This window comes from Pseudarthrobacter sp. MOO14 (assembly GCF_058267675.1).
The window spans coordinates 1,922,279-1,942,396 of record NZ_CM177849.1; the positions used below are offsets into that span (position 1 = coordinate 1,922,279).

At 65.4% G+C, this 20,118-nt stretch carries 15 protein-coding genes; 10 read left to right on the forward strand and 5 right to left on the reverse strand.

Going from position 1 to position 20,118, the window contains the following annotated elements:
* Positions 1-4: 4 nt before the first annotated feature.
* A complete protein-coding gene (locus AC4EEV_RS09100) occupies positions 5-1,231 on the reverse strand; it encodes a sensor histidine kinase (RefSeq protein WP_491330714.1) in 1,227 nt (408 codons plus the stop codon).
* A gap of 255 nt (positions 1,232-1,486) precedes the next feature.
* Here AC4EEV_RS09100 and uraD point away from each other — a divergent pair, with 255 nt between their 5' ends.
* The 4 genes from uraD to AC4EEV_RS09120 all read left to right on the forward strand — a co-directional run bounded on the left by uraD (position 1,487) and on the right by AC4EEV_RS09120 (position 5,417).
* Positions 1,487-1,984 (forward strand): 2-oxo-4-hydroxy-4-carboxy-5-ureidoimidazoline decarboxylase, encoded by a 498-nt coding sequence (gene uraD / locus AC4EEV_RS09105; protein WP_491330866.1) that lies wholly within the window; start codon positions 1,487-1,489, stop codon positions 1,982-1,984.
* A complete protein-coding gene (gene uraH / locus AC4EEV_RS09110; RefSeq protein WP_018760849.1) occupies positions 1,981-2,319 on the forward strand; it encodes a hydroxyisourate hydrolase in 339 nt (112 codons plus the stop codon). Before uraD ends, uraH begins: the two co-directional genes overlap by 4 nt.
* 79 nt (positions 2,320-2,398) lie before the next feature.
* Positions 2,399-3,208 carry an IclR family transcriptional regulator gene (locus tag AC4EEV_RS09115; protein ID WP_018760848.1) on the forward strand — a complete coding sequence of 270 codons (810 nt, stop codon included), beginning with the start codon at positions 2,399-2,401 and terminating at the stop codon, positions 3,206-3,208.
* Positions 3,209-3,500: 292 nt separating this feature from the next.
* Positions 3,501-5,417 (forward strand): BCCT family transporter, encoded by a 1,917-nt coding sequence (locus AC4EEV_RS09120; protein ID WP_018760847.1) that lies wholly within the window; start codon positions 3,501-3,503, stop codon positions 5,415-5,417.
* 89 nt (positions 5,418-5,506) lie between these two features.
* Here AC4EEV_RS09120 and AC4EEV_RS09125 read toward each other — a convergent pair whose 3' ends face one another.
* A complete protein-coding gene (locus AC4EEV_RS09125) occupies positions 5,507-6,187 on the reverse strand; it encodes a GntR family transcriptional regulator (RefSeq protein WP_491330715.1) in 681 nt (226 codons plus the stop codon).
* Between the two features lie 125 nt (positions 6,188-6,312).
* On the opposite strand from AC4EEV_RS09125, the gene purU reads away from it, so the two are divergent.
* The 6 genes from purU (at position 6,313) to AC4EEV_RS09155 (ending at position 15,865) form a co-directional block, all read left to right on the forward strand.
* Positions 6,313-7,218: a formyltetrahydrofolate deformylase gene (gene purU / locus AC4EEV_RS09130; protein ID WP_491330716.1), complete on the forward strand. Its 906-nt coding sequence runs from the start codon at positions 6,313-6,315 to the stop codon at positions 7,216-7,218.
* A 50-nt stretch (positions 7,219-7,268) separates the two neighbouring features.
* Positions 7,269-9,761 carry a GcvT family protein gene (locus AC4EEV_RS09135; protein ID WP_491330717.1) on the forward strand — a complete coding sequence of 831 codons (2,493 nt, stop codon included), beginning with the start codon at positions 7,269-7,271 and terminating at the stop codon, positions 9,759-9,761.
* Between the two features lie 4 nt (positions 9,762-9,765).
* A complete protein-coding gene (locus tag AC4EEV_RS09140; RefSeq protein WP_491330718.1) occupies positions 9,766-10,392 on the forward strand; it encodes a cyclodeaminase/cyclohydrolase family protein in 627 nt (208 codons plus the stop codon).
* A complete protein-coding gene (locus tag AC4EEV_RS09145) occupies positions 10,389-11,294 on the forward strand; it encodes a bifunctional 5,10-methylenetetrahydrofolate dehydrogenase/5,10-methenyltetrahydrofolate cyclohydrolase (RefSeq protein WP_109045593.1) in 906 nt (301 codons plus the stop codon). The genes AC4EEV_RS09140 and AC4EEV_RS09145 overlap by 4 nt, the downstream gene beginning before the upstream one ends.
* 418 nt (positions 11,295-11,712) lie before the next feature.
* Entirely contained in the window at positions 11,713-13,119 is a 1,407-nt protein-coding gene (locus AC4EEV_RS09150) for an MFS transporter (RefSeq protein WP_491330719.1), read from the forward strand.
* Positions 13,120-13,357: 238 nt separating this feature from the next.
* Positions 13,358-15,865, forward strand: coding sequence for a GcvT family protein (locus AC4EEV_RS09155; protein WP_491330720.1), 2,508 nt, complete (start codon positions 13,358-13,360; stop codon positions 15,863-15,865).
* Positions 15,866-16,040: 175 nt separating this feature from the next.
* On the opposite strand, the gene fdhA is transcribed toward AC4EEV_RS09155, so the two are convergent.
* The 3 genes from fdhA to AC4EEV_RS09170 all read right to left on the reverse strand — a co-directional run bounded on the left by fdhA (position 16,041) and on the right by AC4EEV_RS09170 (position 20,106).
* The gene (gene fdhA / locus AC4EEV_RS09160; RefSeq protein ID WP_018760839.1) at positions 16,041-17,255 is read right to left on the reverse strand and encodes a formaldehyde dehydrogenase, glutathione-independent; all 1,215 of its coding nucleotides are present in this window, start codon (positions 17,253-17,255) and stop codon (positions 16,041-16,043) included.
* A 137-nt stretch (positions 17,256-17,392) separates the two neighbouring features.
* Positions 17,393-18,805 carry a ferredoxin reductase gene (locus AC4EEV_RS09165; RefSeq protein WP_018760838.1) on the reverse strand — a complete coding sequence of 471 codons (1,413 nt, stop codon included), beginning with the start codon at positions 18,803-18,805 and terminating at the stop codon, positions 17,393-17,395.
* Complete coding sequence (locus AC4EEV_RS09170) at positions 18,802-20,106, reverse strand: aromatic ring-hydroxylating oxygenase subunit alpha (RefSeq protein WP_109045588.1); 1,305 nt, start codon at positions 20,104-20,106, stop codon at positions 18,802-18,804. Before AC4EEV_RS09170 ends, AC4EEV_RS09165 begins: the two co-directional genes overlap by 4 nt.
* Positions 20,107-20,118 lie beyond the last annotated feature (12 nt).

Below are 20,118 nucleotides of genomic sequence, written 5' to 3' on the forward strand. Positions count from 1 at the left end.
CCGGCTACGGCCGGGCGGGGAACAGCACCGATACCGCCGCGCCACCGCCTGGTGTGTCACCAATGGCGAGTTCGCCGCCGTGCGCCTGGGCGATGCGCCGGGACGTCGCCAGCCCCAGCCCGGTCCCGGGCCCGTCGCCGGGGCGGTTCAGGCGGACCAACGGCTGGACCGCCCGTTCCCGGTCCGCGGGCAGGATCCCCTTGCCGTTGTCGGCCACCGTAAGGGTGGCGCCTTGGGGTCCTTCGCTGGCGCCGACGGTTATTCGCAGTGCACGGTCGGCGCGGCCATAGTTCAAGGAATTCGCCAACAGGTTCTGCACCAGCGTCCGCAACTGGGCCCGGTCCGCGAAGATTTCCGCGTCCTCGCACGAGATGCCGCTGCCGTAGCCCAGATCCACCCCCAGGTCCTGCGCGGCCTCGGCGGTGACGGCCAGCAGAGATACCCGTTCCGGACGGATTTCGCCGTCCACCCTGGCATAGGACAGCACCTCTTCCAGCATGCCCAGCATGCGCCGGCCGCCGGTGCCAATCAGGTCCAGGTATTCCGCGGATGGGTCTGACGGCGTGATTCCGGGATCATCCTTTGCCAGCTCCACATATCCCAGGATGGTGGTCAGTGGAGTGCGAAGGTCATGGCTGACCCGGCCAGCGAATTCGGAGAGCAAATCGTTGCTGCGCCGCAGTTCGGCCAGGGCGTCGTTGAGCTGGAGGGTGCGGTGCTGCAGTTCCAGGAGTTCGACCACCTGGTGGGCCAACACCTCCAGCAGTTCGATCTGCTCCGGAGCAGGGAGTTTCGCCTCATCGGAGAACACGCACAGTGACCCAAGGACCAGTCCCGAGGATGTCTCCAACGGCACGGATGCGTAGAAGCGGACGTCGGCGATGCGGCCGGTGACGAACGGGTTGGCGGCGAACCGGGGATCCCGGGAAGCGTCCCGGACCACCGTGGTGCTGTGGTCGAGGAAGACCACGGCGCACATGGAATCCTCGCGGGCGCAGACCCCGGGGTCGATGCCATACGCAGCAATCTGGACCTGTTCACTGGACATGATGATGTTGACCACGCTGTAGGGCACCCCGCACAGGGAAGCGGCGAGGCGGACCAGGTTCTCGAGCGCCTCCTGCGCCCCGTCATCAATCAGGCCCGCTGTGTCCCCCGCTGCCAATGGCAGCAGTCCGTAGGCCCGCAGGCCCGCGTCGCGTCCTGCATCCTGATCGGTCAGCACTTGCATAGCCGCCCCGTCCATAATTCCCTTGTGCCCCCAGTATCATCAGCGTGGGCCCGTGGCCCTTCCGCGATCCTACCGGCTGGCCCAAATGGCTGATGTACGCTCTTGACACGGGCGCCGGCCTGTCCTTAGATATTACGTATGCTGAAATAACAGTTCCATGATGCGGAAGCCGCTCGGACGATCGGCGCCGGGTCAACCGGCATCCGCATAGCCGTCACCATGGATGCCAGCATGACCACCAAGGAATACGCCAGCATGAAGCTTGCCGAATTCAACACCGCGGAGCCCGCCACGGCCCAGGCCACCCTCCGGCCCTGCATCGACGTCACCCGCTGGGTGGAGGCAGTGGCTGCAGCCCGGCCGTTCGCCAGCCGGGACGGGCTCCTGGCGTTCGCTGCGGACGCAGCCAAGCCGTTCACTCCCGCCGAAGTCGAAGCCGCCATGGCCCACCACCCGCGGATCGGGGAACGCCCGACGACGGCCGGCACCGAGGCGTCCATGTCCCGTTCCGAACAGGCCGGGGTTGACCCGGCAGATACCGACGCCGCAGAGGCCCTCGCCAAGGGGAACCGGGAGTACGAGGAAAAATTCGGCCGGGTCTTCCTGATCCGGGCCGCCGGACGCACCGCACCGGAAATCCTGCAGGCACTGAACCGGCGGCTCGCCAACTCCCCCGAAGAAGAAGACACCATCGTGGCCCAGCAGCTGCGCGAGATTGCCGTGCTGCGGCTTGAAGGACTGATCAGCGAATGAGCGTTTCCCACGTCACCACCCACATCCTTGACACCGGCGCCGGACGCCCGGCGGCGGGGGTCGCCGTCGTCCTTTCAAAGAACGACGCCGGCACCTGGCGCGAGCTGGCCGCTTCCAGCACCGACGCCGACGGCCGGGCAAAGGACCTGGGCCCCGAGCAACTGGAACCCGGGCAGTACAAACTGAACTTCGCCACGGGAGAGTACTACGCCGGGCTGCAGACAGCCACCTTCTTCCCCGAGGTTGACCTGGTCTTCGAAGTGACCGGCCCTGAGCACTACCACGTCCCCCTGCTCCTGAGCCCGTTTGCCTACTCAACGTACCGCGGGAGCTAGCGCGGACGTCAGGGCCGGCGTGTCAAGCACGTAAACCGAATGTCACGGCGGTCACAGTTCCGGCATAGGATCTGGAGGTATGGCTTCGAATAGAGACCCGGAATCCGATACCGACGCCGAGGGCGGCCAGTCCGGCGGGGTGCAATCCGTGGAGCGCGCCCTGACCGTGCTGGAGATCCTGGCCCGGGACGGCCATGCGGGCGTGAGCGAGATCGCCGAGGAAATGGGGATCCACAAGTCCACCGTCTCGAGGCTGATGGGTTCGCTCGTGACGCGCCAGATGGTCCACCAGAACAGCGAACGGGGCAAGTACCAGCTTGGCTTCGGGATCCTCCGGCTGGCCAGCTCCATTCCCGGGCGGCTGAGCCTGGTCCACGAGGCAAGGCCGGTCCTGGAAAGCCTTGCGGACGAGTTCAAGGAGACCGTCAACCTGGCGGTGCTGCGTTCGAATTACGCCGTTAACGTTGACCAGGCCATGGGACCCTCAACGCTGGCCACCCACGACTGGGTGGGGAGCCTGACGCCGCTGCACGCCACGTCCAGCGGCAAGGTCCTCCTGGCCGCGCTGGAGGCCGACGACCGGGACCGCATCCTGAAGGAGACCGGCCTGGCCGCCCGGACCGCCCGGACCATCACCAGCCGCAAGGAACTGGACGCTCAGTTGCTCAAAGCAGCGGCCGACGGGTATGCCGTGGTGCGCGAGGAGTTCGAGATCGGCCTGAATGCCGTTGCGGTTCCCGTGCGCAACCACCAGGGAACCGTGATTGGCGCCATCAGTATTTCGGGGCCGGCATTCCGCTTCGACCCGGAGGGGATTCCAGGCCTGCTGGATACATTGAAGGAAGCAGGCCATAAGGTCAGCGCCAACATGGGCTACCACGGCCACTAAGAAAATGAGTGACCCCCGGCTGGACCGGGGGTCACTTTTTTATGCAACGGGTCCCTCGCTTCGCCTGGTGAGCAGCGACTCCGCACCCCGTAACACCCTTGACTTTCAAAGTGACGTACAGCACTCTTGTTGCTTAGCGCGAACTCTGTTGATCTTTGCGGAACACCTCCCCATAGGGCCCAATGCCCTGCCACCGCTGGCCAACGGCCAGGCGGCGATTCATCCCCGGATTGCGCTGCCCGATGCCCAGCACTGAACGCAAGCCCATGGACTAGCCAAAGGACCCGCTTTCGTGGCCATTAACAGTGATCTCACCTCCGCCAAGCCAAAAGTGCCGCCTTCCGATGGAATTCCCGCCGAGCCACCGGGCGCCGGCCACGAGGAATCGACGGCCCTTCCCGCCGTCAACGAACACCAGCAGATACTGGAGGAACTGCGGCAGAGTAACAGGGAGCAGGCCGTCTCCCAGCGCCGCGACCGGAAGCTGACGCTGGACAAGGCCACGTTCGGCATCACCGGCGCCATCGCCCTCGCCTTCGTGGTGTGGGGATTTGCCGACAAGGACAGCCTGGCCACCACGTCCAAAGACGCCCTGGCCTGGGTCATGGAATACACCGGCTGGCTCTTTATGGTCCTCGCGTCCCTGTTCGTCGTGTTTGTCCTGTGGCTGGCCCTGGGCAAGTTTGGCAACATTCCCTTGGGCAAGGACGGCGAAAAACCCGAGTTCCGCACGGTGTCATGGATCGCCATGATGTTTGCCGCTGGAATGGGCATCGGCCTGATGTTCTACGGGGTGGCCGAGCCGCTGTACCACTTCGTCTCGCCGCCGCCCGGAACCGTTGACGGGCGTACCCCCGCAGCCATCCAGACGGCCATGGCCACCTCCATCTTCCACTGGACCCTGCACCCTTGGGCCATGTATGCAGTGGTGGGCATTGCCATGGCCTACGGCACCTACCGGCTGGGACGCAGGCAACTGATCTCCGCCGCCTTCACCTCGCTGTTCGGCATCAGGACCGTTGAGGGGCCGGTGGGAAAGGTCATCAACATCCTTGCCATCTTCGCTACGCTCTTTGGCACGGCCGCATCACTGGGTCTCGGCGCCCTGCAAATTGGCAGCGGCTTTACGTCGAACGGCTGGACAGGCGAGGTCGGAACACCTGTACTCGTGGCCATCGTGGCGATCCTGACAGCATGCTTTATCGCCTCCGCCGTATCCGGCATCAGCCGCGGAATCCAGTGGCTGTCCAACGTCAACATGGTCCTTGCCGTGGTCCTCGCCGTCATCGTGTTCGTGGCGGGCCCCACTCTCTTCATCCTTAACCTCATCCCCTCGGCGATTGGCGACTACCTGCGCGACCTGGCCGAGATGTCCTCCCGCACCGAGGCCGTCGGCGACGAGGCGCTGCGGACCTGGATGTCCGGCTGGACGATCTTCTACTGGGCCTGGTGGATTTCGTGGACGCCCTTCGTGGGCATGTTCATCGCACGGATCAGCCGCGGCCGGACCATCCGGCAATTCGTCACCGGCGTTCTGCTGGTGCCCAGCCTCGTCAGTGTCATCTGGTTCGGCATCTTCGGAGGGACGGCCTTCCACATCCAGCAGGAAGCCGACAAAGCCGGTACGCCGGGCCTGATGACCGTCACCGACGGCAAAGCAACCATCGATTTTGATGGGGCCTTGTTCAACCTGGTGAAGAATCTCCCCCTGCCGGGGTGGATGATTGCGGCCGTGATCGTCCTGGCCATGGTCCTGGTTGCAATCTTCTTCATTACCGGCGCCGACTCCGCCTCCCTGATCATGGCGTCGCTGAGCTCCAACGGCAGCTCCGAACCCAAACGTGCCCTGGTCATCTTCTGGGGTGCCCTCACCGGCGCCGTGGCCGCCGTCATGCTTTTGGCCGGCGGCGACCAACCCTCCGAAGCATTGTCGGGCCTGCAGCGGATCACCATCGTCGCGGCCCTGCCCTTTGTCATCGTGATGCTGCTGCTCTGCTTCGCCCTCACCAAGGACCTGCGCAGAGACCCCCTTTCCCTGCGCCGCCGGCTGGCGGACTCTGTGGTGGAGCGGGCTATCCGGACCGGAGTGGAGCAACACCGGGGCGCGCAGTTCGACTTTGTGACAAAGCACGAGTGCCCGGACGGATGCGCCGACGGCCAGCCGTGCCAAGGCAAGGGGCCGGATCTGGAGAAGGCAGCCGCACCGTAGGGAAACACCCGGAGTTGGCCCCGGCGCAGCATGCGCCGGGGCCAATCCTTCACTGGCCCTGCTGGTGGGGCTCTGCGGCCACCAAGAAGCTAGGCGTTGAAGAGTGCCTCGCGCACCGCATGTTCGAATCCGCTCACGTGCACCTTGGCAAGCTCGGAAGCCCGCTCCTCGTCGCCGTCGATAACGGCCCGGAGCAGATCGAGGTGTTCGCGCACGTGGTGCGACAGGTCCGGCAGGCGGTCGATCACCATGCACCAGATCCGCGTTGCCAGGTTGTCGTACCGGATCAGGATGTCCTCCAGGTGCGGGTTGGCGGCGGCGGCATAGATGCCTTGGTGCACCCGGGCATCCAGCTGCAGCGTCTCGGTTACGGTTGCCGCGGCAACGTCGAATTCCTCGACCTTCTCGAGCGTGGCCCGCAACCCGTCCCGGACCGCAGGGGAGGCCACCCGTGCGGCCCGGGCGGCCGCAAGGGGCTCAAGCTGGGCACGGATCTCCGAGATGAAGGAAAGGTCCGTCACGTCCACCCGGGTGGCGAAAGTGCCCCGCCGCGGGTAGGTCTTCACCAGCCGGTCCAGCTCCAGCCGCTTCAGGGCTTCGCGCACCGGAGTCCGCCCCATGCCCAGGTTTTTGGCAAGGAGTTCGTCGTTGAGCAGCTCGCCGGGTTTGATTTCCAGCATAAGCAACCAGTCGCGGATGCTCTCGTAGGCGACGTCCGCCAGTGATTTCCTGCCGGCGTCGTCCGCCACCGCCAAAGCTTCGATCGCCATGCTGAGCCCCTTCTTCGCAACCTGGAAAAAACTATTGACCTCGCCTATGGACCAGTATACGCTGACATCCAATCTAATATATCAGTCCGCAGCTTTTGAATATATCTAGCAGAAGGAGGAGGGACATGACCCTCATCGCAACAGCTTCAGCAACCGCTACCCTGCCGGCGCTCAAGGAAGAGCCGGCACGGAAGTTCGTTCTGACCTTGTCCTGCCGCGAGCAGGCCGGAATCGTGCAGGCCGTGACCACATTCCTCTTTGAGCGTGGCTTCAACATCGACGAACACCAGCAGTTCGATGACAGCCTGCGTGAGACACTCCACCTGCGCACCGCGTTCTCCGGCTCCCACGACTACACGTCGGCGATGCTCGAAGAAGAGTTCGCCGGCATCGCCAGCCGCTTCGACATGAAATCCAGCTTCCACGACCAGACCCCCAAGCGGGTCCTGGTCATGGTGTCCAAGTTCGGCCACTGCCTGAACGACCTCATCTTCCGCTGGCGCGGCGGCAGCCTCGGCGCAGAGTTGGTGGCGGTGGTTTCCAACCACGAAACCCACCGCGCCATGGCGGAAGCCGCAGGGCTGCCTTTCATCTACATCCCCGTCACCCCGGACACGAAGGCCGACGCCGAGCGCCGGCTCCTGGAGCTGGTGGATGAGTTCAACGCCGACCTCGTGGTCCTGGCCCGCTACATGCAGGTGCTCTCGGACGACCTCTGCCGGGCACTGGAGGGACGGGCCATCAACATCCACCACTCGTTCCTCCCCGGTTTCAAGGGCGCACGTCCCTACCACCAGGCCTACGACCGCGGCGTAAAACTGGTGGGTGCCACCGCCCACTACGTCACGGCGGACCTGGATGAGGGTCCAATCATCGAGCAGGAAGTCATCCGCGTGGACCACACCTATGGTCCGGCGCAACTGTCCACCGTGGGCCAGGACGCCGAAGCGCTGGCCCTCTCCCGCGCCGTCCGCTGGCACTGCCAGCACCGTGTGCTGCTGGACCAGACCAGCACCGTGGTGTTCCGGTGAGCACCGGCCCTTACCCAGGCACAATCCGTAAAGCAGCAGGAGAGACTACCTTGGAATCGTCGCCACGCATTGTCATTATCGGAGCCGGCATCGTCGGCACCAACCTCGCGGATGAACTCGTCACGCGGGGCTGGAACAACATCACCGTCCTGGACCAGGGGCCCCTCACCATGCCCGGCGGCTCCACCTCGCACGCCCCGGGACTGGTCTTCCAGACCAATCCCTCCAAGTCCATGGCCCTGTTCGCCAAGTACACCGTGGAAAAGTTGCTGTCCCTGACCGAGGACGGCACCAGCTGCTTCAACCAGGTGGGCGGCCTGGAAGTTGCCACCACCGAAACCCGCCTCTCGGACCTGAAGCGCAAGCTCGGTTACGCCTCCGCCTGGGGCATCGACGGCCGGATCCTCTCCCCGGCGGAGTGCAAGGAACTGTACCCCCTCATTAACGAGGAGGAGATCCTGGGTGGCCTGCACGTCCCCAGCGACGGCCTGGCCAGCGCGGCGCGGGCCGTGCAGCTGCTGATCAAGCGCACCGAGGCTGCCGGCGTGAAGTACCAAGGCAACACCACCGTCACCGGCATCGAACAGTCCGGCCGCCGCGTCACTGGCGTCCAGACCTCCGACGGGGTGGTCCCGGCAGACATCGTGGTCTCCTGCGCCGGCTTCTGGGGTGCAAAGATCGGCGAAATGATCGGCATGACCGTCCCGCTGCTCCCGCTGGCCCACCAGTACGTCAAGACCACCCCGGTCCCGGATCAGAAGGGCAAGAACGAGCTGCCCAACGGCGCATCGCTGCCCATCCTGCGCCACCAGGACCAGGACCTCTACTACCGCGAGCACGGGGACCGGTACGGCATCGGTTCCTACGCCCACAAGCCCATGCCCGTGGACCTTGACGAACTCGGCACCTTCAAGCCGGACGAAATCAGCGAGCACAACATGCCGTCGCGGCTGGACTTCACGGTGGAGGACTTCCTCCCCGCCTGGGAGGCCACCAAACAGCTGCTCCCCGCCCTGCGCCAAAGCGAAATCGAAGACGGCTTTAACGGCATCTTCTCCTTTACCCCTGACGGCGGCTCCCTCGTTGGCGAGTCCAGGGAACTCGACGGCTTCTTCGTTGCCGAAGCCGTCTGGGTGACCCACTCCGCCGGCATCGCGCGCGCTGTGGCCGAACTCCTGGTGGACGGCAAATCCTCCATCGACCTGGGCGACTGCGACATCCACCGCTTCGAGGACGTTCAGTTGACGCCCGAATACGTCAGCGAAACCTCGCAGCAGAACTTCGTGGAGATCTACGACGTCCTCCACCCGCTGCAACCCAAGCTCTCCCCGCGCAACCTGCGCGTTTCCCCCTTCCACGCCCGGCACAAGGAACTGGGCGGCTACTTCCTCGAAGGCGCCGGCTGGGAACGGCCCTACTGGTTCGAGGCCAACGCCGAACTGCTCAAGGAAATGCCCGCCGACTGGCAGCCCCCGGCACGCGATGCCTGGTCCGGGATGTTCAGCTCCCCCATCGCCGCGGCCGAGGCCTGGAAGACGCGCACCGCCGTCGCCATGTACGACATGACTCCGCTGAAGCGCCTCGAAATCTCCGGCCCCGGCGCCCTGAAGCTGCTCCAGGAACTCACCACCGCCGAGCTGAACAAGAAACCCGGGGCGGTCACCTACACGCTGCTGCTTGACCATGCCGGCGGCATCCGCAGCGACATCACCGTGGCCCGCCTGTCCGAGGACACCTTCCAGCTGGGCGCCAACGGCAACATCGACACCGCCTACTTCGAACGCGCCGCCCGGCACCAGACCGAAGGCGGCGGCGCCGGCGATTGGGTCCAGGTCCGCGACACCACCGGCGGCACCTGCTGCATCGGCCTGTGGGGTCCGCTGGCACGCGACCTGGTCAGCACCGTCAGCAGCGACGACTTCTCCAACGACGGCCTGAAATACTTCCGTGCCAAGAAGGTGGTTATCGGCGGCGTGCCGGTCACCGCCATGCGCCTGTCCTACGTCGGTGAGCTTGGCTGGGAGCTGTACACCAGCGCCGACAACGGCCAGCGGCTCTGGGATGCACTGTGGAAGGCGGGCCGGCCGTTCGGCGTCATCGCAGCCGGGCGGGCAGCGTTCAGCTCGCTCCGCCTGGAAAAGGGCTACCGTTCCTGGGGCACGGACATGACCACCGAGCACGACCCCTTCGAGGCCGGCCTGGGCTTCGCGGTGAAGATGGCCAAGGACAATTTCGTCGGGAAGGCTGCCCTGGAAGGCCGCACCGAAGAGAACTCAGCGCGGCACCTGCGCTGCCTGACGGTCGACGACGGCCGCAGCCTGGTGCTTGGCAAGGAACCGGTGTTCTACAAGGACCAGGCAGTTGGCTACGTGACCAGCGCCGCCTACGGCTACTCGGTCAGGAAACCGATCGCCTACTCCTACCTGCCCGCCGACGTTTCGATCGGCGATTCCGTGGAGATCGAATACTTCGGGCGCCGGATCGTCGCCACGGTCACGCAGGACCCCCTGTACGACCCCACCATGACCCGGCTCCGCGGGTAGGGCCATGATCAGCTCGGAGTCAATCGGCAGCTACCTCACTAGGCTGGCCGCCAAGCAGCCGACGCCCGGCGGCGGTGCTGCCGCGGCGCTGCACGCGGCCCAGGGTGCAGCGTTGGTGGCCATGGTGGCGCGCTACACCACCGGCGCCAAGTATGAGCCGCACGCACCCCTGGTGCAGCGCATTACGGCGGCAGCCGACGGCCTTATCGACGAAGCGCTGCACCTGGCCGAGGCGGACGAAGTGGCCTTCCAGGCAGTCATCGATTCCTACAAACTGCCGTCCGGCACGGCTGAGCTCAAGGCCGCCCGTGCAGCCGGGATCCAGTCCGCACTCATCCAGGCGGCTGAAACACCCGCCCGGCTGGTCACGTTGTCCGGCGAGATTGTGGACCTGGCCACGGAGCTGTACGACGTCGCCAACGCCAACGTCATCAGCGACGTGGCAGCGGCCGCAGATGCCGCCAGGGCAGCCGCCACTACTGCCCGCGTGAACATCGACATCAACGTTGTGGCAGTCAAGGATCCGCAGGCACGCGCCCGGCTTGCGCGGCAGACGGACGGCATTGAGGAAAAGGTGGTCTTGGCGGCAGATGCCCTCTCGGCCCGCGTGCGCGAAAGGATCCTTGGTTGAGCACCACAGTACTTTCCGGGAAGCCGTTGGCCGGTTTGTTCCACCAGGAGGTCCAGGCACAGGTCAGGTCGCTGGAAGTTGAGGGCGTCCGCCCGGTCGTGGCAGTGGTCATGGCAACCGGCGACGAATCAACGCACTGGTACGTCCGTTCCATCCAGCGGGCAGCAGAGCGCGCCGGAGTCGGCTGCCGGATCATCGACCTGGGACACGACGCAACGGAGCCGGTCCTGGCCGGCATCCTGCGGGACCTCAGCGCCGAACCCTCCGTCAACGGCATCATCCTGCAAACACCCCTGCCTCCGGGAGTCCGGACCGACAACCTGGTGGGCCTCATCGCCCCGGAAAAGGACATTGACGGCGCCAATCCACTGAGCCTGGGACGCCTTGCCGTCGGCCAGCCGGCCTTTGCACCGGCTACCGCGCGCTCCGTCGTCGAAATCCTGGAGCATTACCGGATTCCGCTGGCGGGCAAGGGCGTTGTGGTGGTGGGCCGGTCCGCCGTGGTGGGCAAACCATTGTCCCTCCTGCTGCTGGCACGCGACGCCGCCGTGACGGTCTGCCATTCCAGGTCCGGGCCGCTGGCGCGCTATACGAAGGATGCCGATGTGGTGGTGGTCGCCGCCGGCCGCGCCGGACTGCTGGGAGGCAGCGACGTCTCCTCCCAAACAGTGGTGGTCGACGTCGGCACGAACGTCCTTCCCGACGGCTCGCTGGTGGGTGACGTAGACGAAGCCAGCGTCACCGGGACAGCAGCAGCGCTCACTCCGGTTCCCGGCGGCGTGGGCTCAGTGACCACGGTTTTGCTGCTCCTTCACACCGTAGAGGCAGCACGCAGGCAAGTGTCATCCCCGCCGCTGGCGCCCGAGGCCCCGGAGCTCCAGGTCCTGGAAGCCGCAGGCTAGGAACGCCACAGCGTTGGCAACGGGCGTCCCGTTCTCCGTGAAAGGTGCTTCGATGGGCCTAAGACCTGGGGAGGTATTCCTCATCGAAGCACCGTTTTCGGAAAACGGGACCCCGCAACAGCCGTGCCCGGAGCGCGCAACAGGAACGCTTACGGGCTACGTCTTTCTCAGGACACACTCTTGACATTGGGTGTGGGCTAGCGCACGATTTTGTTGCATACAGCGAACGTTGTTGATCATCACGGAACGTAAATCTCCTGGATATGCTCCTCCCGCCCTTCCGAGGCCACCCGCGATGGCATGGAAGCAGCCGGACAGAATTTATGAAGGCCGATCCGAGGGGGAGCCCGGCCCGCAACTCGGCCGCACACGCTGCCGCATCCACGCGGCAGCGCCAGATCACTAAAGGAAACTGTTTATGACTATCAAAGGTGCCAGCACCATCGATCAAAGCAGTGCCGAAGGGACCAGCTCGAAGTTCAAACGCCGCTTCATGGTGCGGCTCGTCGCTGTCTTCATCGGCGGGATGTTCCTCGACGGCTACATCCTCGGAATCATCGGACCCGTCACCGGCCCCATGCGGTCAGACCTCCAGCTCGACGCACTGTCCCTGGGCATGATCGCCGCAGGCCCGCTGGCCGGTATCTTCGTCGGCTCCCCGCTGGCCGGCTGGGCTACTGACAAGTTCGGACGCAAGCCCATGTTCCTCGTGGACATGGGCCTGTTCCTGGTTGCCTCAGCGGCCCAGTTCTTCGTAACCTCCGGAGACGGTGCCGTGATCCAGCTGGCCATCATCCGGTTCATGATGGGTGTCGCGATCGGCGGCGAGTACTCGATCGGCGGCCCCTTGCTGTCGGAGTTCTCTCCTCCAAAGCTCCGCGGGCGGTTGCTCGGGCTGACCCTGATCGCCTGGTACGTCGGTTTCATGATGGCATTCATCATCGGCACGCTCCTGCACGAGGCCGGCACCCCCTGGCGCCTCGTCATCGGGACGAGCACCATCCTCGCGTTCGTCCTGTTCCTCGCCCGCATCGGCCTCCCCGAATCGCCAAGCTGGCTCATCACCAAGGGACGGCGTGACGAAGCACTGGCGATTGCCCACAAGTATGTCGAATCGCCGCAGATGCACGACAGCATCACCGAGGAGATCGACCTGCGGATGATCCAGGAGGCCCAAGCCTCAAAGGGCAGGACCAAAATCAAGAACGCCTCCTTCGGAATGCTGTTCTCGAAGGAACACTGGCGCGCCACCGTCTTCACTTCCGGTTTTTGGTTCTGCGCGGTCACTCCATACTTCGCGATCGCGACCTTCGCCGACGACGTGCTCACGCAGTTCGGCTTCGGCGGCGGCTGGGCCGGTGGAGTGGGCTTGTCCGCCCTTGCGGCCGCGGGTGTCGTCACCAGCGTGCTTCTGATCGACAGGCTCGGCCGCCGGATCCTCACCGTGCCCGGGCAGTGGCTCTGCGCAGGCATCCTGCTGGTCATCGGGGTCTGGGCTGACGCGCCGGCAATCCTGGTGCTGGCCCTGTTCCTCGCCTTCTCCTTCTTCAACGCGGGCTACACCACGTTGACCCAGGTCTATCCGGCCGAGGTATTCCCCGGCGACCTGCGCGGCATCGGCATGGGCTTCGCCGCGGCCTTCAGCCGCATCGGAGCCGCACTCGGCACCTTCGCCCTGCCGTGGGCGATCAGCAACATCGGCATGGGCCCAAGCATGGTCGTGGCAGCCGCCGTCGCATTACTCGGCGCAATACTCTCGCAATGGCTCGCGCCTGAGACGAAGGGGCGCACCCTCGCCGAGATCTCAACCAACTTCTCGCACTGACACCGGGCAACCGGCCGCAACCCACAGGAGGCCTTCGCCGCACCAGCGGCGGAGGCCTCCGTCATGCCCGCCCTTCCCGGAGCCAGCCTGGGCCCGCTGAAACAGTGACGGCAGCCGCAGCAACAATGCCGGAAACCCTTGACATTCCTTGTGAGCTACGCCACCGTGTTGCATATAGTGCTGCGGGTTGCTTATAGCGAAGCGCGGAGCCACGCACCAACCAGGAGAACCACGAACCATGAGCGCATCACCCCGCGTCGTCATCATCGGAGCCGGCATTGTCGGCACCAACCTCGCCGACGAGCTGGCAAGCCGCGGCTGGAATGACATCACCGTCGTCGAACAGGGCCCGCTGGAGCTGGCAGGCGGCTCCACGTCGCACGCTCCGGGCCTCGTATTCCAGAACAACCCGTCCAGGACCATGACGGAATTCGCGACCTACACCGTCAACAAGCTGCTCGCCCTGGGCAAGGATGGCCAGTCCTGCTTCAACCAGGTGGGCGGCCTTGAACTGGCAACGACTCCGGAGCGCCTGGCGGACCTCAAACGCAAGATGGGCGTGATGACCTCCTGGGGCGTCGAAAGCCGGATCGTGGATGCCGACGAGTGCGAAAAGATCTACCCCCTGCTGACCACGGGGAAGCTCAGCGGCGGCCGGGAAGTCCTGGGCGGCCTGCTCATCCCCACCGACGGCCTCGCCCTGGCGGCCCGCGCCGTCCAGCTGCTGATCGAGCGCACGCGCGAACACGGCGTCACCTACCGCGGGTCCACCACCGTCACCGGCATCGCCCGTGAGGGCGGCAAGGTCACCGGCGTCGAGACCTCCGCCGGACTCATTCCTGCCGATATCGTGGTGTCCTGCGCAGGGTTCTGGGGCCGTGAGCTCGGCAAGATGGTGGGCCTGGAGGTGCCGCTGCTGCCGCTGGCCCACCAGTACGCGGTCACCACGCCCCTCGCCGAACTTGAGGGCGTCAACGAGCTTCCCAACGGCGCCGGCAAGCCCATCCTTCGCTACCAGGACAAGGACCTGTACTACCGCGAATGGGGCGACCGCATCGGCATCGGCAGCTACGCCCACCGGCCGATGCCGGTGGACATGTCCGCACTGCCGAAGGTCCCGGCCGGGGAGATGTCCGACCACCGCATGCCCTCCCGGCTGGACTTCACCCTGGAAGACTTCGTTCCCGCGTGGGAGGACAGCCAGGACCTGCTGCCGGCACTGCGCAGCACCGAAATCCAGGATGGCTTCAACGGCATCTTCTCCTTTACCCCCGACGGCGGCCCGCTCATGGGCGAAGCACCGGACCTCGAGGGCTTCTTCGTGGCCGAAGCCGTGTGGGTCACGCACTCCGCCGGCGTTGCGAAGGCCATGGCAGAGCTGATCATCGACGGCCAGCCGCAGACAGACCTGCACGGCTGCGAACTGACCCGTTTCGAGAAGGTGCAGACCTCGGACGCCTACGTCAGCGAAACCTCGCAACAGAACTTCGTGGAGATCTACGATGTCATGCACCCGCTGCAGCCGCGAGAATCCCCGCGCGACCTGCGGGTCAGCCCCTTCAACGTCCGCCAAAAGGAGCTGGGCGCGTTCTTCCTGGAATCCGCCGGCTGGGAACGCCCGCACTGGTTCGAAGCCAACCGCGCGCTCCTCGAAGAACTTCCGGCCAAATGGCAGACCCCGGAGCGGGACTCCTGGTCCGCAATGTTCCACTCCCCCATCTCCGCAGCCGAAGCGTGGAAGACGCGCACCGCCGTCGGACTTTACGACATGACGCCGCTGAAGCGCCTCTCCGTCGCCGGCCCGGGCGCGCAGGCACTCCTGCACCGGCTCAGCACGGGCAACATCGCCAAGAAGCCGGGCGCCGTGACCTATTGCCTGTTGCTGGCGGACGACGGCGGCATCCGCAGTGACGTGACCGTGGCAAGGCTGGCCGAGGAGGAGTTCCAGCTGGGCGTCAACAGCAACGTCGACTTCGACTACCTCCGGGTGGAAGCTCGCCGGCAGTCCGCCGCCGACCCCGGCCAGTGGGTCCACGTCACCGACATCACCGGCAGCACCTGCTGCGTCGGTTTGTGGGGTCCGCTGGCCCGCGAAGTGATTGGCAAGGTCAGCACCGACGACCTCACCAATGACGGCCTGAAGTACTTCCGGACCAAGGAGATCTCCGTGGGCGGCATCCCCGTCACGGCCATGCGGCTCTCCTACGTCGGCGAACTCGGCTGGGAGCTCTACACCACCGCCGAGTACGGTTTGAAGCTCTGGGACCTGCTGTTCGAGGCGGGCCAGGAGCACGGCATCATCGCTGCCGGCCGCGGCGCCTTCAACAGCATGCGCCTTGAGAAGGGCTACCGGCTGTGGGGCACGGACATGACGTCCGAGCACCACCCGTACCAAGCGGGCCTCGGTTTCTCCGTGGCCAAGGAAAAGACCGGATTCGTGGGCGCCGAGGCCCTGGCGTCGCTCCGCGAGCAGCCTGCGGCGAAGATGCTGCGCTGCCTGACGGTCGACGACGGCACGTCAGTGGTGCTGGGCAAGGAACCGGTGTACGTGGCCGGGGAAGCCGCTGGTTACGTCACGAGCGCGGCGTATGGCTTCACCGTCGGCAAGCCCCTTGCCTACGCCTGGCTGTCCTCATCGGTGTCCGAGGGGGACGCCGTGGAGATCGAGTACTTCGGCCGGCGCGTAGCCGCCACGGTCAGCGCCGAGCCGCTCTTTGACCCGGGCATGGAGCGCCTCCGCGGCTGATCTGCCCATCCACCACAAAGGTGGTTGGGCCTGCTTGAGACCTGCAGGCCCAACCACCTCTTTTGTTGCCCGCGGAGCGCGCGCTGTTCCACCCCGGCATGCCAACGGCGGCACCCCTGCTGAGCGGGGCGCCGCCGTTGGAACCTTGCCGTTCTTCACAAACGGGAACCGCGCATCAGTTGTTGAGGTAGCCGTTCGGGTCCAGGACGTACTTCGTTGCCGCGCCGGCGTCGAACTCCGCGTACCCGCGCGGGGCGTCGTCGAGCGAAATGGCCTTGGCGTTGACCGCCTTGGCGATCTGGATCCGGTCATGGAGGATGGCCATCATCAGCTGCCGGTTGTACTTCATCACCGGGCATTGGCCCGTGGTGAAGGACAGGGACTTCGCCCAACCGGTTCCCAGGGACAGGGACAGGCTGCCCTTCCGTGCGGCTTCATCCGCGGCTCCCGGGTCCCCCGTGACGTAGAGGCCGGGGATACCCACAGAGCCGCCGGCGGTGGTGAGGTCCATCAGCGAGTTCAGCACGGTGGCAGGTGCTTCCTGGGCGCCGTGGCCGTGGCCGCGTGCCTCGAAGCCGACGGCGTCGATGCCGGAGTCGACCTCCCGGACGCCGAGGATCTGCTCGATCTGGTCTGCCGGGTCGCCGTTGGCCACATTGACGGTTTCGCAGCCAAAGGACCGGGCCTGGGCCAGGCGGTCTTCGTTGAGGTCGCCCACGATGACCACCGCAGCTCCCAGCAGTTGGGCGCTGGCGGCCGCGGCAAGCCCGACGGGGCCGGCACCGGCAACGTAGACGGTGGACCCGACGCCGACGCCTGCCGTGACTGCGCCGTGGAAGCCGGTGGGGAGGATGTCGGAAAGCATGGTCAGGTCCATGATCTTTTCCAGGGCCTGGTCCCGGTCCGGGAACCGCAACAGGTTCCAATCGGCGTAGGGAACCAGGACGTATTCCGCCTGCCCACCCACCCAACCGCCCATATCGACATAACCGTAGGCAGAGCCGGGACGGTCCGGGTTCACGTTCAGGCAGATCCCGGTCTTGCGCTCCTTGCAGTTCCGGCAGCGCCCGCAAGAGATATTGAACGGGACGGAGACGATGTCCCCCACCTTGATGAATTCGACGTCGGGTCCGGTCTCAATGACTTCGCCGGTGATTTCGTGGCCCAGGACGAGGCCGGCAGGGGCCGTCGTCCGGCCGCGGACCATGTGCTGGTCCGAGCCGCAGATGTTGGTGCTCACGGTGCGCACGATGACCCCGTGCGGCACCTTCCGGCCGACGTTGGCGGGATTGACACCGGGGCCGGCCTTCAGTTCAAACGACGGATACGGGGTATCGATGACCTCGACAACCCCGGGCTCCTTGTACGCAACGGCTTTGTTACCTGACATGGGCGTGGCTCCTATGGTTAGGGTTCAATTGCCACGGAAGGCCTGACGCCGGCTGCATCAGACCCTCCGTGTGGTTATGACTTTCACTTGCGGTAAAACGTGGGACGGCGCGCGGTGCCGGCGGCTCAGGGAAGCGGCTAAGCGTCGATCACCATGTCGGTGCGCGCGGTGGAGCAGCAGGGAAGGAACTTGCCGGCATCGATTTCCCGTTTGCGGATTCCACCCTGGTGGTTCATGTCGATCTCCCCGGACAGCTTGACCACTTTGCAGGAGCCGCACATGCCCTCCTTGCAGTTGGCGCCGATCCGGACACCGGCCCGCTGGGCCACACCCAGGATGGGTTCCTGCGGGTCGATCCGCACATTGATTCCGGTGCGCATGAAAGACAGGGTGAGGCTGCCAGTTCCCACGGTGTCGAAGCTTGACGCATCCGGGGTGGCGGCTTCGGTTGCGGCTTCGGCGGCTTCCGCGGAGGCGGCTTCCGCGGAGGCCGGGGCTGCAGCTTCCAGCGCCAGCCCCGTGGCCTGCAGGGTTCCATCCTCGTCGTAGCCGGGCTCATAGATCCCGAACGCCGCCGGCTGGCCCTCGAAGTAGTCCTCGGCGGACTCCGCGATCTCGTCGGCGATTTCCTCGGCGATGTCCGCCGCCAGGGCGAGCTCGGCCTGGTATTCGAGGAGGGTCTGCCGGTCGCCGGAGAAGAACTCCATGTAGATGGAGGTATCGTCGACGCCCACGTTCTTGAGCAGTTCAGTGGCGGTGTTCAAGTACCCCTCGGGTCCGCAGGCGTACACCTGCCGGCCGTTGGCGTCCGGCGCCACCTCGTCGATCATGGCCGCCGTCAGCCGTCCGGTGAAGCCCTCCCAGTCCTCGGGCCTGCCGCGGTCGCCCAGGGCGTAGAAGACCTTGACGCGCGAGTCCACCGACGCGATGTAGGCCAATTCCCGGTGGAAGGCGAAGCCGCCGGCTTCCGCGCCGTGGTAAAGCACCACCACATCGGCGGTTCCGGGCAACGAGTGGATGGTGCGCAGCATCGACATGATGGGGGTGATGCCTGCGCCGGCGGCCAGGAAGAGGTACCGTGCCCGCCGATCGGCGTCAGGCAGGTGGAATGCCCCGACAGGTCCCAGCATGTCCAGGACAGTTCCGGGCCTGACGTTCCCGTGCACCCACGGGGAAACCAGTCCGCCCGGGTCGCGCTTGACGGTGACGCTGAAAGTCCACGGTTCCGTGGGTGAACTGGACAGCGAGTAGCTGCGGTCCACCGGTTCCTGGTCCTCGCCGTTCACGGGGAAAGCGATATTCACGTACTGGCCCGCGCGGAACGCCAGGGGCGCACCGTCGCAGCGGCGGAAGACGAAGGTCATCATGCCGCCGGCTTCGGGAACGGTTTCGACGCATTCGGCCATGAACTCCTGCGGATGCCACGGGCCCAGCGCCTTGGCTGCACTGGCCGGGCCTTCCATGCTGCCCATCACCCTGTTCCACGGCATTTCAAGGCCGCGGATGCGCTGTGGTTCCCGGACCGGCGCCTGAGTGAGGACGTCAATCATGCCAAGTGCTCCTGCACGCGCTGGACGTACCAATTGATGAAGGCCTCCACCTGGTATTCGCTCTTCATGTAAGGGCCGGGCTCGTACGCGGGGCTGGCAGCACCCTGCTGGCACAGCTCAACGAACGCCTTGTCCTGCAGGTTGGTCTGCTTCCAGGTGTAGGTGAGCTTTTCGAGGTCGTAGTCAACGCCTTCCTCGGCGTCGTCAGCCACCAGCCAGGTGGTGCGGACCAAGGACTGGTGCTCGTTGATGGGGAAAACCCCGAACGTGATGACGTGGTCACCCAGGAAGTGGAACCAGCTGTTGGGCTGCAAGTGCATCGAGCAGCGGCCCAGGCGGAAGTCCCGAAGGTCGCCGAGCAGCTTCTTGGAGAGCCTGCGGCCGTCTGCGGAGAACGATTCGCCTTCGCCGTCCAGGGATTCGCGCGAGATGCGGATACCGGCAATGCGGGTGTCGAGTTCCTCCACCACCTCGTAGGGCAGGCCGTAGCGGCGGCACCGCTCCTCGAGGGAGGACTGGGCTTCCTTGTTGCGGTCCCAGACCTCTTCCAGGTGGGCCGGGATCAGTCCCTCGGTCAGGCCCCACGTGGGGAAGAGCGAGCAGGCGAGTTCCGGGTGGCCGTCGCAGTGGTAGCACTCACGGTTGTTCTCCATGACGAGCTTCCAGTTGCCCTCTTCGATGATGTTCTGCTGGTAGGCAATCTTGGTCTTGGACAGGTCGTGGGGCGCGAGGTAGGGCTCGAAAATCTTGGCGGTTTCGTCGAAGTCTGCGGGTGGCTCGTCAGCAATGCAGACGAAGATGAGCCCGGCAACCTCGCGGCTGTGGGCGCGCTTGAGGGCAAAGCAGTTCTTGTCGAACTTGGCTTCGCCGGGGGCGGATGCGTGGATCAGGTTGCCCTCGGGGGAATACGTCCAGGAGTGGTAGCCGCAGACCAGGTTTCCGGTGGAACCGGCGGCTTCGGTCAGGACGCGGGCACCGCGGTGGCGGCAGACGTTGTGCAGGACATTGACGCCGCCCTCGTCGGTGCGCAGCACGATCAGGGAGTAGGGTCCGTAGTCGACCGTGATGTAGTCGCCCGGCTCCGGCAACTCGGCAACGCTGCCGGCAAAGATCCAGTGCTGGCCGAAGATGGCTTCCATGTCGAGCTTGAAGATTGTCGGGTCAGTGTAGAACGGGGCATCAAGGGAGTAGCCGGTGCGCCGCAAAGCAAACAACTCGGTAATTTCGGCCAGCTGCTCGGCAGGCAATGTTGAGGCGAGCTTTCCGCGTGCGCTGAGGGGCGCATTCACTGAGGTAGTCATGTGTTTCCTCCC

Coding starts and splice junctions, on each gene's coding strand:
- AC4EEV_RS09140 (WP_491330718.1), top strand. CDS start 9,766: ATGATCAGCTCGGAGTCAATCGGCAGCTACCTCACTAGGCTGGCCGCC.
- AC4EEV_RS09150 (WP_491330719.1), top strand. CDS start 11,713: ATGACTATCAAAGGTGCCAGCACCATCGATCAAAGCAGTGCCGAAGGG.
- uraH (WP_018760849.1), top strand. CDS start 1,981: ATGAGCGTTTCCCACGTCACCACCCACATCCTTGACACCGGCGCCGGA.
- AC4EEV_RS09170 (WP_109045588.1), bottom strand. CDS start 20,106: ATGACTACCTCAGTGAATGCGCCCCTCAGCGCACGCGGAAAGCTCGCC.
- uraD (WP_491330866.1), top strand. CDS start 1,487: ATGAAGCTTGCCGAATTCAACACCGCGGAGCCCGCCACGGCCCAGGCC.
- purU (WP_491330716.1), top strand. CDS start 6,313: ATGACCCTCATCGCAACAGCTTCAGCAACCGCTACCCTGCCGGCGCTC.
- AC4EEV_RS09165 (WP_018760838.1), bottom strand. CDS start 18,805: ATGATTGACGTCCTCACTCAGGCGCCGGTCCGGGAACCACAGCGCATC.
- fdhA (WP_018760839.1), bottom strand. CDS start 17,255: ATGTCAGGTAACAAAGCCGTTGCGTACAAGGAGCCCGGGGTTGTCGAG.
- AC4EEV_RS09115 (WP_018760848.1), top strand. CDS start 2,399: ATGGCTTCGAATAGAGACCCGGAATCCGATACCGACGCCGAGGGCGGC.
- AC4EEV_RS09125 (WP_491330715.1), bottom strand. CDS start 6,187: ATGGCGATCGAAGCTTTGGCGGTGGCGGACGACGCCGGCAGGAAATCA.
- AC4EEV_RS09100 (WP_491330714.1), bottom strand. CDS start 1,231: ATGCAAGTGCTGACCGATCAGGATGCAGGACGCGACGCGGGCCTGCGG.
- AC4EEV_RS09155 (WP_491330720.1), top strand. CDS start 13,358: ATGAGCGCATCACCCCGCGTCGTCATCATCGGAGCCGGCATTGTCGGC.